This is a genomic window from Vibrio xiamenensis (assembly GCF_900100015.1).
Classification (GTDB): Bacteria; Pseudomonadota; Gammaproteobacteria; order Enterobacterales; family Vibrionaceae; genus Vibrio; species Vibrio xiamenensis.
The window spans coordinates 146028-162055 of sequence record NZ_FNDD01000003.1 but is presented as its reverse complement, the minus strand read 5'-3'; the positions used below and the strand labels follow the sequence as shown (position 1 = coordinate 162055).

Genomic DNA, 16028 nt, shown 5'->3' with positions numbered 1-16028 from the left:
TCTATCGATCTATTTGATGCAACCCATTTTGTTATGTTATAACATTTTATAAATAAGTTTTTTCAACGGCGAATCCATGGAACATAGAATGCAGCGGACTCAAGTCAATAGCAGTGAAGACCAGAACGCGACGACAACAGCGCAAGTGGCATCAGTCGACCATGCTGAAACGTCCAACTGTCGCTCTGCCATTGCAGATTCACCGCTGATACTCACTGGTATTTTCGAGCCTCAGCACAACATTGTGGTATGGCAGCGAGCCCTGCAAGACACCCTATCCAAGCAAATTGACGCTGATTTAAGCCAAGGTATGCAATTGCAAATTGCCGCTCAAGTGAGCGCCGAAGAGGCGCAACAAGTGCTGGGTGAAAAACTTGCACAATACCAATGCGGCGCAATGCTTAGCGCCGATATTGCACAACTTGTCGATATGTTCACGGTACTGTTTGAGTGCCAAACAGTCGGACTTCGATTAGCAACCATGGATCAAGCGATGTGCCCTCGTTTTCATGTCGACCGCGTTGGCTGTCGATTAGTCACAGCCTATAGCGGCTTTGGAACCGAATGGCTGAATGATTCAGACGTTGACCGCACAAAGCTTGGAGCACGAGACGCCAATATCACTGACATCGAAGCCGGGCTTTTCCATCACGCTGAACAGATTAATTCGGCTCGGCGTGCAGACGTGGTGTTACTCAAAGGCAGCCTCTGGGAAGGTAATGAGGAGCATGCCGTTGTCCATCGGTCGCCTACGCCGAAAAACCACACTCGGCGTCTGTTTCTCTCACTGGATGTCATTGCCGACTAAAGTGTCGTTTCACCTTCCCCACTATTGCGATTAAGGGTGTTTTCATGACGAATATCGAACGGACAATCGCACAAGCGAAGCGCTTGTGTATCCAACATGGCTCGACGCTAACACCAAAACGTCAAACCATTTTGCTGAGTTTATTACACTCTAAACGCGCCTTATCGGCTTACGAGTTAGTCGATTTCTGTCAGCAACAGTTTGGTGAATCAATTCCTGCAGTTTCCGTATACCGAATTCTGGATTTTTTTCAGCGCATTCACATTGCTCATCGGCTGCATTCAATCAACAAATTTGCTCTGTGCACTCACCTACTTGACGATGACGGAACCAATAGCGGCGTGGTATTTCTGATCTGCAAACAGTGCCATCAAATCAAAGAACAACATGTCAGCCGATCGGTGATTGAATCGCTTAAGAGCGAGATAAAAGATGACGACTTTCAAGTTATCGCGCCACAGATAGAATTAGAATGTCTGTGCAAACGCTGTCGCAGTCGTGAGCAAACCACACATACCAAACACTAATCGCAGCGCCGCCGAAGCGCTGCATCTTTCAAGGCTGAGCGACCCCGCAAAGCTTTTACACTGACCAATAAGTAATGTTATACACGCTATGAACCAATCACACTCGTTGCCCGATATCACAATGGCGGACAAAGCTCGTAACCCGAGCACCCTACAGTGGGTAGGCATGTCTGATATCGCCGTGCCTTTTTTTGTTGCCATTAGTGCCGTTGATTCAACTCAAGTTGCCGCCAAAGCCGATATCTATGTAAGTTTGGATAAAGCCGACGCCAAAGGCATTCATATGTCACGCTTATACCGATTGCTGTATCAACAACTTGCCCACTCCCACTTGAGCGCAGGGCAGATAACGGATCTTTTAGACACGGGAATCAAAACCCAACATGGCATCAGCCAAAGCGCGCAGCTCAAACTTAGCTTTGATCTTACGCTGAGAAAAACATCACTACTCAGCCAACAAGCAGGTTATCAAGCCTATCATGTCGCACTAACCTTCACACAAACACCAAACGCCAGCTTTAGCGATGTTGAGATAACCATTCCTTATTCGAGTACTTGCCCATGTTCGGCGTCACTCTCTCAGCAGTTGCTCGCTCAAGCGATCGACCAGCAATTTGATCAAGATGCGATTGATAAAGAGACCTTACTCAAGTGGATCGAATCCGCGCAAGGATCAATCGCAACGCCTCATAGTCAGCGTTCTTTTGCCAACCTACAACTGCGTTGGAATGGTATTGTCTGCCCAGATCTTCGCGAATTGATTGAATATTTTGAAGCCGCTATCGGTACGCCAGTACAAACTGCCGTCAAACGCGAAGACGAACAAGCCTTCGCCAAGCTAAACGCAGAGAACTTGCTGTTTTGTGAAGATGCCGCAAGACGGCTTAAGAACGCACTAAATGAATTTAGCGGGCTTATTGGCTATCGCTTTAAAGTGGATCATCAAGAAAGTTTGCACGCACATAACGCTGTAGCGTTTGATCAATATGGTTTTGATGGCTGAATGACCTTGATGGCTAAATCGTAAAATTCTTCACACTACCCACAATGATCGACTGCCTAGCTCTTTTGCTAGGCAGTCGCTTTTCACACCAACACATTTATCAATCCCACTTCCCTTGTTAGCGTAAAGTCTGAGATCAAACTTTTGCATGAATAATTTAACCTCATCTATAGTGAATAGGTACCCGTATAATAAGGAGAATAATAATGAATCATGCGCCGTTAATTTCTCGCCTTAACGAATTACCTAGAATTCAAAAAATATTGCAAGAGCTTCTCGAGTTGGTCAATCAAGACGAAGTGGATTTTAAACTCCTGGCGCAAAAACTTTCTATGGATCAAGTATTAAGCGCGCGCCTGCTACGCATGGCAAACTCCGCCCATTTTGGGGGTAATAAAACCGTCACTTCGGTCAACGAAGCATTGATTCGTGTCGGATCTGGTCCAGTAAAAACCTTAGTTGTTGCCTCGGTGCTTTCCAGCGCTTTTCCGAATATTGAAACTTTGGATATGGAGCAGTATTGGAGTGACACATTTGAGATTTCAGTCATTTCAAGCCAAATCGCTCGCGCGGTCAAAATGGATGTTGATGAAGTGTTTACCACTGGCGTGCTGCATAATATTGGCGAGTTAATGATTCATACATTAGAGCCGGAAAAAGCACTGATCATCAACAGTAAAGTGCTTGGTGGACAAGATATTATTTCGGCGCAAGAAGACGTTCTCGATGTCTGCGGCGCGACCTTGGGGGCGATATTAGCCAAAAGCTGGAAGTTTCCAGACGAAATGGTCGATGCTATCGAACATTACCCCGATCCACGAGATGCCGATATCTCGCCAAAATTAGCCGCAATCTTGCATTTTGCTAAAGATATCCATAGTAAATGGGATGATTTCGCCACAGACAAAGATAAAGCGCTCTATCTGGCTGAACATGCAGATTCTCGCTTGCTGAGCGTTTCGGCAACCTTTGCGCAGACCATAGATGCGCATCGAGGGCATGGACGAGAACTGGCCAAACAGATGCTCGCGGCTTAGTGATATGCTTGCACGAGCTCCAATAAAAACGCTGGCGTAGGCCAGCTTTTTTATTCATTGATTTAGCGATTTCAGATGTAACGCTGCGTAAAACTATACGTACTCACCATCAAAGACAAGGTCGTCCGAATCCATTAATAAGATGTAGCTATCATCGCCAATGTTGACCGTCACAGTATCGAGTGAACTGTCGGTTTCACCTTCCACAATCGACACGCTGTCCACTTCATCAGAAAGATAAACCTCATTGGTATAGACCGTTAAACCTTCTTCTGCTGAGCCATTGTGTTCAAGCAACCACGCATCTAACGTGACACTTACGCCACTGATGTATTCAAAATTCTCAAACTGCAACACATCACTTTCTTGGTAAATATACAGCCGATCGTAACCGTCTCCGCCGTCGACATAACGCGTTTGATCGCTCGAAGCTTCTTTGTTGAGGTTGTAATAGAAATAGTCGTCACCGTCGCCCAAATCGACTTCAAATTCCGTCCAACGGCTGGTTGGATCGGTTTCACCACTGGTATCGAAAAAGACAGTACTTTCGCCGAAATAGACCTTATCTCGCCCGCTTCCTGTGGTCACTTCAAACAAATTGCTCCAACTATCCCCGTTACTGTACGGGTTGATTGTGATGATGCTGCCACCGCCTGCAGTATCGCTGCTGGTGTCGATCACGCCGCGCTTAGCGTCAATAATCGAAAGATTCATCGCACCGCCTTCCACATTCACATCCACAAAATCGTAAACACGTAGAAGCCACGAATCATTATCGATGATTTCAACCTCTTTGAGCCCGGTGGTATTCCATATAGAGGTATTGCTGACTAAGGTGTAGTCGTACCCACCGCTCAGGATAAGATCTCTCGAGATATATAGGCCATTATCCAGAGAAAACTCATAATAATAATCGTCGCTATCGACGTTTGGAACATCCACCAAATAGCCGTTGTCCTCGCTAAGATTCACAGAAGAACCGGTACCATCGGTGTTGGTGCTACCCACAATAACGTCCATAAACGCTCCTTGTTATTTTCAAATTAAACATAATCAATAGAAGCATGGAATTTTATCGAATACCGTTCTCATCTCAAGCCAATAGCCGCGAGTCGTCCTTGTTTGGTACTTTTTTACACCCAGTGTAAATAGTTAACTAATTTGCTAGTTGGTGGGACGCATAGCATGATGCCAACACACTTATCCCCGGCTATTCAGTATTTCGCTGCGAAATTTGTCGTATTAGTTTCACAATTCATCGTTAGAGTGAAGAAACATGAAGATTTAGGATCAGCTGTCAATAGTCAGATCCGAGTCTTTTTGGATCATCGTCTTAAATATGCGTATTAAGATATTGTTTATGAACTATATTGGAAAAAACTGGTCTATACTGAAATGATTGAGTTTTAAGTCAAGTTGAGATAATGATCGTTATCAGGCTTAAAACCGATACATAAACCTGCATCATATCGTGATCAGGATCCTCGCTCGCGGTTCGAGCCATAGGTAGATTGAACTTGTTGTATCAATCGAAAAATAAACTAGCTGTTATAAACGCCAAGACAATAATAAGCCGTTCTGTTAGGGAACGACGTTGTAATAGTGAGGTATTCATTATGAAAAAAACTAGAAAAGCTCAGTTGCATCGAATTCGAATTCAATATTGGAAAGAATCGAATAAAACTCCGAGCAACAAAGCTCAATAGTAAATCCCATTAGGGAAAATAAGCTGGCTGAGATGCCAGCTTTTTGATTCTTAGGACTTGGTAAATTCGTTGTCGCTGCGCGCAAAGCGCTGACACAATTCATGGAGAATATGTTTGGTATGGCGTGAATACCAATGGCTATCACGTAAACCAGTCAATTGGATGGCGCGAACTTTTTTCGACTCAAGGCATTGACCAACCATGCGCAGCACCATATCGACATCAAGGGATTTTTCACCATCCCAACGTGGTTCTTTCGATAAACTCGCCAAGTCGATGTCCACCACCACATCATCACAACGCGACAGATACGTCGCAACATTCTGCTTTACTGTCAGGCGATGACGGAAATCGCATTCTTGGTTCAGTAGCCAGTTACAGCCAAGATCTTCCGCATACTCGAACGTTTTACTGTCTTGATTGGTGTCATCAATACCAAGGCACAGCAAGCGACATTCGTTGTAACGAGACAAAGCAAAGTGAAACGCGCTTCCCAGTTCGACATTTAACGTCGCTTTAAGCTGAAAAGATGGACCGATACTCACAATGCCAACATCACGATTTCTGCCAACGAAACCACTCAACACACTCAGAATTGACTCGTGACAGTTGGTCACGATCACAGGTAATTGATGACTAGTCGACAGCAGTTCAAGCTGCTCAGAAAAGCGGGTTTTATCACTATTAAGTAAAGTATAGTGACCAGCATACGCAGGCGCTTTGATACTTGAGAGATCAAACAGCCAATCATAAAAGCTCTCTAAACTCTGCTCTGCCTGTTCGTACTGAGGTAGACTCAAGGGCTGAATTCGTTCACATAGCGTAAGTAGCGCCATGCGCTGAGTCAGTGTTGACACTGAGTGGTATGTGTTACGTCGAAATAGCCCTAGCATAGTCTTTACCTTTCTGGCGGCAGCGCCCTTGCTGCCTGTTGTAGATGCAAAATGATTTTATTCTGGTGACTATCGATGCGATCAGCCGGTGCCATTACCGAAACCGCCCCCACCAGCTTAGTTCCTTTCATCACCGGAGCGCTAAGCCCCGACACACCCGGATCGATTTCAGAGCTGCTCATCGCAAAGCCTTGATCTCGAATCCGTTCAAACTTCTCTAACCACACTTTGCTGGCGGGATCTTGGCCAAAATGGCGCAAAATTTTGTCTCTGCGCGATTCCGGAAGATACGCCAGCATAACTGTGGATGAGGCACCCCGTAACAATGGTTGGCTCTGACCCTGGACATAACTGCAACGGAGTGCCTGCATGCTCTCTTTACGGCTCACACACAAGGCTCTATACCCAACGGGGACCATGTATGCAGCCATTTCACCTGTCTGTTTCTGCAAGCGATTTAGCACCGCATCAATCTCTTCCAAATCATGCTGGCTACTTTCGTAACTGCGCATCAGAAGCAGTGCTGCCGGACCGATGATCAAGGTTTTGTCGATTGGACTTTCTTCGATCAAATTCCACTCTCTCAGTAACTTAAGCTGCCTATATAGGCTGCTTAATGGCACACCGAGCATGGCACTGAGCTGCTTAGCACTGAGAGGTTCATCAGCGATTGCAACTTGCATCAGCAGTTGCAGCAGCTTTTCATTCACAAAACCCGATTTAGAATTCGCTTGCGTCATAAATTATTTGTACCGTCTGACTGTGTTCAAAACAAATCATATTCCCATTTAAAGAGAATTTAATGCATTTCATTTTATTAATTTCTCACTATATGAGAACCAATAAAAATTAACTGAATATTGGCGCGGCATTGCGAATGAATAAAAACCTTTCGTTATACCTAACGCATGCTTATAGAATCTCTGAACATAAAAAAAACGGAGCAGTAAGCTCCGTTTTTTCACCAACCTGATTGAATTACACCGTAAACGCCGCCACTTGCTGATTGAGCGCTCCGGCTTGCTTTTTCAATGACTCAGACTGTTGTAACGCTTGCTGAGAGCCAGAAACCATTTGATCAGAGACATCCTTGATTGACGTGACATTTTGCGTGATTTCGTCGGTTACATGGCTTTGCTCCTCTGCCGCGGTCGCAATTTGAGTTGCCATATCGCTGATCACTGCCACCGCGCGATTGATCTCATCCAGCGCTTGGGTCGCTTGATCCGCATCCTCAACTGAACCTGAGGCAAGGCTTGAGCTACTTTCCATAAAGGTCACCGCTTTTTGAGTGATGGTCTGTAATACATCAATCGTGGCTTTGATCTCCTCAGTCGATGCGTGAGTGCGCTGCGATAGAACTCGCACTTCATCGGCAACCACAGCAAATCCGCGTCCTTGTTCTCCGGCTCGCGCCGCTTCTATCGCCGCATTAAGGGCAAGCAAGTTCGTTTGTTCCGCCACCCCTTGAATGGTTTCTAGTACATGAGAGATCTCTTGGGCATGCTTATCAAGCTCTTGAATGACGGCGCTGGCGCCTTGAACTTCGCTCTCCAAGTTATGGATGGACTGCTTGGTTTTAAGCACCAGAGTGTGACCATTACGAGTACTTTGCGCCGACTCTTGCGACGCCTGAGCCGTTTGTTCGGCATGGGAAGCAATTTCTTGGGTCGCCGATGCCATTTCGGTGACGGCAGTAGCGACCATCGCAATCTCTTGCTGCTGCACATTGAGGTCACGTGCCGACTGCTGAGCTTGGCCAGAACTTAACTCGGATTGTGAGTTCAGCTCTTGTGCTTGCTCACGAATCTGTGAAATCAATTTTTGTAGACTTTCTACAAAGGTATTAAAACTCAGAGCAAGACGACCAACTTCATCATTACTCTCTACGCGAATACGTTGAGTGAGATCACCATCACCATTGGCAATTTTATCCAATGCTGCAGCGACATTATTTAGCGGTCGGAATAGGATATTACACAGTACACTGAACAGCAGGATACAAATCGCAACCACCACCACAGTGGCCAAAAACTGCCCCCATAAGCCTTCATATAAAGGTGCTATCAATGAGTCGTAATTGATGGCAACTACGCTGATAAGCTCTGTGCCCGAAATGGCTTTCGCCATCAATACCGTATCAACGCCTTGGCGCTCAATACGCAGTTCTTCGCCTGTGCTTGCGGCTTGCTGAATGTCACTAAACGCTATATCCAACTTGGTTGTCGGCTGATTTAGTAACTTGGCATCGCTGTAAGTGAAAACATTGCCCTGTTTATTAGCGATAAACATAAACCCTTGACCAGGCAAAATGGTTTTCGTCATGGTGCTGACAATATCGGTGATTTCAACATCCGCACCAAGCACAACTGAGTCACCTTGGAGTTTCATCGATTTACCTAGTGACACCACATTCGCCCCCGTTGCCGCTGCGACGGTTGGGTTATCCATAAACACCTCGCCATTCATGGCACTGGCGTTGATATACCAGCCCCACTTTCGCGGGTCATTGTTATTTGGCGGCAATACCACGCCATTTGCGTTGTCTTGGCTGCCATCGGGATATGCAACGAATACGTTATCAAATGCGCCAGACAGTTTGAGTTGGTTGAGATACGTTTTAATTTCGCTTGGATTTGATTGGCTTGACAGCGAAGCAAGTGCTCGCTCTTTTGAGTGAAGCCAATCCGCTACATATTGGTTATAAGATGTCAGTGAACTGGTTAAGCTTTGGGCAACATCATGCTCCATTCGATTCAGCGAATCGCTAAACGCCATAGTTTTAACACAGATGCCGCCGATGATAATGGCAGCACTGGCTGATAGCGCCAGTTTGTTTTTCAGTGAGAGTTTTTTCAACATATCAACCCTTCCCCCTAGTCCTAGATAATTATTTTAATTGTCTACGTAACCTAAGTGCCGCCACGTAATTTATATAATACTTATTTATTATCTGGATATTATTTATTAGGTTTAGCTAATTTGTTGAAAAGTGTCGAAGAAGGCACAGTTTGCAAAATGGTGTTCGTCCAAAACGTGCTTTAGCTCATGCGCAAATAAAAAACCGCTTAATGACGGATCATTAGGCGGTTAATTCACAAAAGTAACGCGACAAAAGACGTGCTGAAAAATGATGGGTAGAGATCAAATGCTCTCTTCAACCGCACCTTCACCCAGCATAGACGAGCATTTAATCTCATATTGATTAAAAGTGAAATAAGTTGGGCCGTGGATGCGGCGTGTCGTCACTTTATCTGACCCAAATTGAACGGTCACATGCGTAAAGACTTTGTTTTTAATTTCGATGCTGTTATCTGCCAAGGCATTTTCAAATTCGATTTCAAGTTCATCACGCGCTTGCTTAGCTTTTTCTAGCCTTTGATTGGCTTGCTGTTTAGCCTGTTCCATTTTGGCCTCTTCTTCAGCAGAGCGCTCTGACTTAGGCTTCTTCTTAAACTCCAACTCTTGCCGAATTACCTGCATGGTGCCTTCTTGAGCTCGGCGATAAATGGCTTTGTATTTCGCCTGACGCTCTTTATAAAGCTGAAAACGCGCAAAAGCATGAATGTAAGTCGCCGTATCGCCTTCCACACCCAGGTTAACGCAAACAACTTTGCCGCCCACTTTCGCTTTACCACCACTTAAGGTGCCTTGTCTGGCTGCGTTATCCATGACAATTAAGTTCTGTCCACAACGAATTTCGTTGTTGAGAGCATGCACTGCCAATTCAATATTTTGCCCAGCTTGCAACTGAGCATACTGGGCATAGTTGGCTCGAATGCTTGCCCCAGACTTAACACTGCAACTGTATTCGTCACCGTCAGAAACCGTGTGTCCAATAATGCCTTTACCTACTTCAATGTCGCCCTGAGCTTGGACATCGGCCGACTCAATAAAACCTCCAACGGTAATCGACCCCGTTGCGCGAACGATCATGTCGGACTCAATATTTCCCGCAACAATCACATTACCTTTAAACTTCACATGACCTGTGGCGACACCCACATTTGGTAAATATAAGGCGTCTTCAACGTCAACCGTGGTCGATTTGATGATTGGCATTCCTGGAATGGAGGCAAGCAGAATATCAGCATCATCTGCAGAGACATGTGAACCTTTACCGGGTTTTAATGGCGAATTTTTACCTGCTGCAGGTTTAATGATTTCACCCAATACCGTCATTCCCGGAGTACCTTTCGTCGCCGGAATACGCTTCATTAACGGTTCATTTTCGCCGACAGTGATCGTTTCACCAAGATTGAGCAGATCGACTTTATCAGCTTCACTTCCTGAATTTGGCGCTAAAACTTGTTTTGTCACGTCCTTCACTAACGGGACGAACTTGGCATCTTGCCCTTGAACCGGATTCTTACCTGCAGCCACAGCTTGTGTATACGTTTCACCCGGCTTAAGCTGATGGCTCACCGCCAATACTTTTTTTAGCGCTAGTTTGTTGATGCCTTTGGTCACTTTGGCGTTGGCAAGTGCTTGAACGATCTGTGGGCCGTTTAGAGGTCGTCCTTTATAAGCACCAGTCACAACCATGGAAGCGATCATGTCATTGTCACTGAGTACAACATCTACGCTGGCGTTACGGATTTGAGCGATAGTAATACCAATAAAGGCTTCACTCTTTCCCTCTTTGGCACAATTCAAAAAGCGATTTACTTCATCTTCAATGACAAAGTAATCTTCCGCTTTAATACCTTGAAGCGCTTCGATTAATCCTCTATCACTAAAATTACCATCAATATGAATATCTGGCGTTAATTTAGCAATAACTCCTTGATTATCATCCGTTAGCGCAACGAATTTTGCCCACATATTACAACCTGTTACACATGCATTTGATCAGCCCAGTTTATAAAATTTCTACGTATAACCCCATTGATAAATACGCAAATTAAGGCACGTATCACTCAAAAATAGTAGAAATCAAACTATACGATTAAATTTAGAGCTCGCTCTATAAAATATTAAGAAAGATGTGTGGTTTATGGAGGAAAATCAACATTAATTCGAATAATGCCCGTTAAATTTACCGCCTACAATGCTGCCAATCACGTCGAAATAGACAAAAGACAACGCGGAGAGACGATAGATTTACATTGTAAATCAGGATGAAAACTTATCGCTTATTGAGAGCTAGGAAAACGATGCTGGGTATCAAAATTATAGATAGCCTCCACACATTTCCCTTGTTTTGAATACTGCAATTTATCGCATAACTCGGTGGCTAAAACGATACCACGCCCATGAGTCATACTTTCACTTGCTGACACCACTTTGTGGTAATCAAACCCTTTACCGTTATGTTCTAACTGGAAGATAATTTGGTGCTTTTGGGGTAGAAAATCAATATCTAACCTTAGCCAAGCGTGTGGGTCTAACTGTTGTAATTTCTCTTCTCTCATCTGATAAAACTGAAAAAAGCCATCTGGGTTTTCTTTTATCTTTGAATCCAAATTCAATAAACCATGGTCTATGGCATTAGCAAACAGTTCAGATAAAAGCGAACACACCAAATCTAAGTGCGCATCGCCATAAAACAACCCACTGAGAAACTGGCGAACTTGATTCATCAAAGCGACTTGTTGAATGAGTCCAGCATCAAAATGCAGTGTGGTGTGAGTAGGCACGCTACTCAAATAACCTTGCTCTGAAGGAAGAGTGACTTGATTACTGTTTGAAATAGGAAATTCCATCGAAAGAATCGATAAGTCGTCACCAGCCGTTTTGTTGGCAAACTGTTTAACCGAATCAAAAAGATTTGGAATCATGTCTTTCCCTTGCAAAATGACCTGTTCTAATCGCTCTTGACCAAATTGCTCCCCCTCCTGATTTTGCGCCTCAATGACACCGTCGGTGTAACAAAGAATTTGCTGCCCCGGCGCCATTTTTAAATGCACAATATCCGCCTCAAACTCATTCGGCTTTAACACGCCAAGGGGCATATGCGTAGAAACTAAATGGCGTAAGATCGATCCATCTGGGCCGACAATATAACCATCGGGTAATCCACCGCCCCACCAAGACACTTCGAAACCATTAGCCCGCACTTCAAACACGCTCGCCGCGAGCATCATTCCCATCGGTAAGAACCCGTACAGCGCGTTGTTCATCTCTAGGACAATGTCGCCAAGAGACAGTCCTTTAGCGACCATGGCGAAAAAAGCTCGAGAAGCAGGAATGGCTGAAATCGCTGCTGGTAACCCATGCCCGGTCGCATCGGCGATCATCACATATACTCCACCATGGGGTCGATTCGCCACCAATATGACGTCACCATTAAAAACCGTTGAAGGCGTTGAAAGGTAGTCTAAGCCATAAATATTACTCGCCTTACAACTCATTCTATCCATTAAATTGGAAAAAATAGACTCAGCAATCGTGTAGTCGTACTGGACTTGATCGCGAAATCGGCACAACTGATCACGCTGAGTTTTTAACTCTTTGTGCATGCGCGCTATTCGGCAATGAGCCAGTACCTTGGCAACCAGCACACTTCTATCGACAGGCTTTAAAATGAAATCGTCACCTAGGGATAGACAACGCTCAAACGAGTCATGATCGTCAAGAACGGTTAGAAAAATGATCGGTAAATGCTGGCCGACAAACTCTTTACGAATCTCTGACGCAGTCGTAAAGCCGTCCTTTTCAGGCATCATCACATCAAGCAAAATGACGTCAGGCATCACTGACATGTTGCGGATGGCTTCAACAACGCCGACTCCATTTTCAAAAGTCTCGATCTGCCTAGCGATACCAGACAACATGTACCGACATAGCTCTCGATTCGTGGCCTGATCATCGATGATTATCACATGCATGATATTGGCCTATTCAATTTTAAATTTTTTATCAAAGCGTGAAATAATCAAAATTTTGCGAACTTGAGGTAGAACATTGATCAGTTTGATCATGCCATCTGGTTGTTCCAAATAGTTATGCATGTTCAAGAGCATACCGAGCCCAGCACTGTCGATGTAATTCACCAAACGCAGATCTATGGTGAACGAGTGATCTTTTCTGTCTACATAGCAGCGACGAAAATCCTGCACTAAGCTAAAGCCGAACGCGCCTTCAATACTGATTGTGACTTGTTTATTATTACTATCTACATGGGTGTTTATACTCATAATTTCCTCTAAAATAGTTCCACTTCACCTTCGTCAATACTGACTTGATTTGCCGCTGGCGCAGCACGATTTTCAATGGTTTCGAGTAGCAGTTGTAATTCAGCATCGACCTCTTCAACCGAGGCCTGATTAGCGCCAAATAGGCGCATCAATTCATTGAGTTGCACAATAAAGTTGAGAGAACCTTTGGCGTAATCCCCTTGCTGCACGATGATGTCTGTAAATTGCAAAGCACGAATGCCATTTTGAACTTGTGTGCCTAATCGCCCCCCCAGTTCATGGATCCGATTCACTTCCAACTCCACTTCCGAGCTGACTTTTTGTACACCACGCAACATTTCATCAACGTGATTTTTTGATTCAATCGCATGTGCCATATCGAACGATGCCATTTCACCAACGGTTTTGTTGGCCTGCTTTACGGTCGCTTGAGCAACACTGATTTCTGATTCGATCTGACGGTTTAAGCTCGATGCTTCCACGGAGAGGTTGCGAACTTCTTGAGCGACAACTGCAAATCCGCGTCCGGCATCACCCGCTCGCGCCGCTTCTATCGCAGCGTTAAGTGCCAATAAATTGGTTTGTTCCGACAACCCGCGAACTTTCTCAAGCAGTTGGAAAACCACATCGAGTTTCTCGGACATATCGTGAATACTATGGACAGCCGAAATGCTTTTCTCCGATATCTTGACCAACATATCGACGAAGTTAACAATCACCGCTTCGGTCTTAGGAAGCACTTGCGCGATATCGCTTTCACTGCCCCGATTGCTAACCAGTAACTCGGCAATATGATTGGTAGCTGCATTTTGCGCTGTAGATAACTTCTCAAGCTCAAAGAATGCCTCATTAAGCGTCTCTGCAGACTCGTCGACCACACTGCGTTGATTATCAAGTGGTTCGGTTAATTGATGTTTGCTCATATCCAATATCGAGTTGATCAGATTTAACGATGGGAAAAGTGATGAATCAGGCTCTTGATGGTTAGGCTGAACCTTTAACGGCTTAGCTGGCTTATGAACCGGTTCACTCGTTGCTTTAGCGCTTATTTTCACCCACGGTAGAACGCAAGCCACTACAGCCAAAACAAATACAACCCAGGAAACGGAAAGAACAAATACCATCGCTAGCAACAAAACCTGTATCGCTATCAAGCCTCTATTTCGATTACTCATCGTCAATTTTTTCATAAAACATCCTTGATTATTGGTCGGCTGATTTCGATAAGTTCTTGCATATTAGCGCTGCTACATCGTTCAAGCTGGCGATATATTTCGCGGCCCCAACATCAATCGCGACCCGAGGCATTCCCCAAACAATTGAAGACTTTTCATCTTGAGCGATAGTTACTGCTGATTGCTGCTTCATTTTGAGTAGACCTTGAGCGCCATCCTGTCCCATTCCGGTCAAAATCACGCCGATTGACTTACTGCCTACCGTTTCGGCAATTGAATCAAACATCACATCAACTGAAGGCTTGTGTCTGTTTACTGCAGGCCTGTCATCAAGCTGAGCATAAAGGTGCGGGCCCCGTCGGCTAACCACCAAATGTTTATCTCCTGGAGCTAAATATGCCCCTCCTTGGATAAGCGGTGCTCTATTAGCGTCAAGTTGCTGGACATTAATTCGGCTAGTGTCATTCAGCCTTTTGGCAAATGATGGAGAAAACAACGCGCTGATATGCTGAGTAATCACGATAGGAGGCATTCCTGCTGGTAAAGCAGCGAGAACTTGCTTAACCGCTTCGGTGCCCCCCGTTGAAGCGCCAATCGCAATTAATTCAATATGGCTGCGTTTGGGAATAGTAAGGCTAGGAAGATTATCGTCATTGGCTACAGATTGAGCAGCCGATAATTGGGTAAACGAACCAACGTTAGCTTCTGCCGCCATCTTAATTTTTTCGTTCACCAACGAACGATAGTCGATCATTTCTGCCGCATTTTCGACTTTAGGCTTAGGAAAATAATCGACCGCTCCGTATTCTAACGCGGCAAGTGTGGCCCCAGCACCATGCTGAGTCAGAGTGGAAATCATGATCACTGGCATCGGACGTAATCGCATGATGTTTTTGAGAAACTGAACACCATTCATCTTAGGCATCTCGATATCAAGCGTGAGAACATCAGGGTTATATCGTTTAATCATCTCACGTGCGGCATATGGATCCTCTGCTTGTCCGACGACTTCAAGCAGAGGGTCGGAACTAATAATTTCTGTCAGTAACGCTCTAAAGACTGGTGAGTCATCAACAATTAACACTTTGATTGTTCGCATCAAAAAAGCTCCACATCGTTGTTTTTATCTCGACGAGTTTTGCGTTCTAACTCCGTTGCATATTGAGTCTCTTGAGCCTTAATTTGATGAACTTCGGCAAACGGAATTCTTTTAAGCCAGACTCGTCCAGAGAGCGGGTCAAACATAATTTTTCTCGGTTCTAATCCACCGAGATCATGAGAAATCACGTCTAACTTTTCGGTTTGCGCATACGACAAAATGAATTCAACATTCTTTTCCCCTATTCGCGAATTTCGCCCCATCATTTGTGCTCCGCCGAATAACTTCACCTTGAGTCGATTCCGCTCTGCGCCCCGCTGCAGCAAATAGTTGATCAGCATTTCCATCGCGTGAATGCCGTAACGAGCAGGCGTTGTGGTCAAGTTATCTGGGTGCCAATGCATTTCCTGATTGTGATTAACGAAAGGCAGTAGGAAATGATTCATGCCTCCGGCACCGATTCTTTCATCCCATATACACGCAGAGATGCAAGAACCTAAGCCAGTACAAATGATCTCTGCTTGATCGGTACAATAAATACCGCCCGGTTGCAGCTTAACCATCGTCGTCCCTTGATAGGGATGATGAAAGCGGCAAAAATGGTCACTGTCATTTTGTGAGGAATAACGATCGCTAACCAT

General features: G+C 44.9%; 14 protein-coding genes. 4 read left to right on the top strand and 10 right to left on the bottom strand.

What is annotated here, in order from left to right:
* The first annotated feature begins 88 nt into the window (after positions 1-88).
* The 4 genes from BLS03_RS03905 to BLS03_RS03890 all read left to right on the top strand — a co-directional run bounded on the left by BLS03_RS03905 (position 89) and on the right by BLS03_RS03890 (position 3375).
* Positions 89-808, top strand: a complete 720-nt coding sequence (locus tag BLS03_RS03905; RefSeq protein WP_176765511.1) for a DUF1826 domain-containing protein — start codon at positions 89-91, stop codon at positions 806-808.
* Between the two features lie 44 nt (positions 809-852).
* Positions 853-1335 (top strand): Fur family transcriptional regulator, encoded by a 483-nt coding sequence (locus BLS03_RS03900; RefSeq protein WP_093269963.1) that lies wholly within the window; start codon positions 853-855, stop codon positions 1333-1335.
* Positions 1336-1423: 88 nt separating this feature from the next.
* Positions 1424-2338, top strand: a complete 915-nt coding sequence (gene folE2, locus BLS03_RS03895; protein WP_093269958.1) for a GTP cyclohydrolase FolE2 — start codon at positions 1424-1426, stop codon at positions 2336-2338.
* Between the two features lie 206 nt (positions 2339-2544).
* The gene (locus BLS03_RS03890) at positions 2545-3375 is read left to right on the top strand and encodes an HDOD domain-containing protein (RefSeq protein ID WP_093269955.1); all 831 of its coding nucleotides are present in this window, start codon (positions 2545-2547) and stop codon (positions 3373-3375) included.
* A 93-nt stretch (positions 3376-3468) separates the two neighbouring features.
* Here the strand turns inward: BLS03_RS03890 and BLS03_RS03885 are convergent, their stop codons facing one another.
* The 10 genes from BLS03_RS03885 to BLS03_RS03840 form a co-directional block, all read right to left on the bottom strand.
* Positions 3469-4395 carry a hypothetical protein gene (locus BLS03_RS03885; RefSeq protein ID WP_093269952.1) on the bottom strand — a complete coding sequence of 309 codons (927 nt, stop codon included), beginning with the start codon at positions 4393-4395 and terminating at the stop codon, positions 3469-3471.
* Positions 4396-5131: 736 nt separating this feature from the next.
* Complete coding sequence (locus BLS03_RS03880; protein ID WP_093269949.1) at positions 5132-5974, bottom strand: arginase family protein; 843 nt, start codon at positions 5972-5974, stop codon at positions 5132-5134.
* A gap of 5 nt (positions 5975-5979) precedes the next feature.
* On the bottom strand, positions 5980-6714 hold the full coding sequence (locus BLS03_RS03875) for an IclR family transcriptional regulator (RefSeq protein ID WP_093269946.1): 735 nt from the start codon (positions 6712-6714) through the stop codon (positions 5980-5982).
* A gap of 238 nt (positions 6715-6952) precedes the next feature.
* Positions 6953-8836, bottom strand: coding sequence for a methyl-accepting chemotaxis protein (locus tag BLS03_RS03870; protein WP_093269943.1), 1884 nt, complete (start codon positions 8834-8836; stop codon positions 6953-6955).
* Between the two features lie 282 nt (positions 8837-9118).
* Positions 9119-10798, bottom strand: a complete 1680-nt coding sequence (locus BLS03_RS03865) for a flagellar assembly protein A (RefSeq protein WP_093269940.1) — start codon at positions 10796-10798, stop codon at positions 9119-9121.
* Positions 10799-11109: 311 nt separating this feature from the next.
* A complete protein-coding gene (locus tag BLS03_RS03860; protein WP_093269937.1) occupies positions 11110-12804 on the bottom strand; it encodes an ATP-binding SpoIIE family protein phosphatase in 1695 nt (564 codons plus the stop codon).
* 9 nt (positions 12805-12813) lie between these two features.
* Entirely contained in the window at positions 12814-13113 is a 300-nt protein-coding gene (locus tag BLS03_RS03855) for an STAS domain-containing protein (protein WP_093269933.1), read from the bottom strand.
* An 8-nt stretch (positions 13114-13121) separates the two neighbouring features.
* Positions 13122-14303, bottom strand: a complete 1182-nt coding sequence (locus BLS03_RS03850; protein WP_093269930.1) for a methyl-accepting chemotaxis protein — start codon at positions 14301-14303, stop codon at positions 13122-13124.
* A gap of 13 nt (positions 14304-14316) precedes the next feature.
* The gene (locus BLS03_RS03845; RefSeq protein WP_093269927.1) at positions 14317-15387 is read right to left on the bottom strand and encodes a protein-glutamate methylesterase/protein-glutamine glutaminase; all 1071 of its coding nucleotides are present in this window, start codon (positions 15385-15387) and stop codon (positions 14317-14319) included.
* Positions 15387-16028, bottom strand: a complete 642-nt coding sequence (locus BLS03_RS03840) for a chemotaxis protein CheD (RefSeq protein WP_093270310.1) — start codon at positions 16026-16028, stop codon at positions 15387-15389. Before BLS03_RS03840 ends, BLS03_RS03845 begins: the two co-directional genes overlap by 1 nt.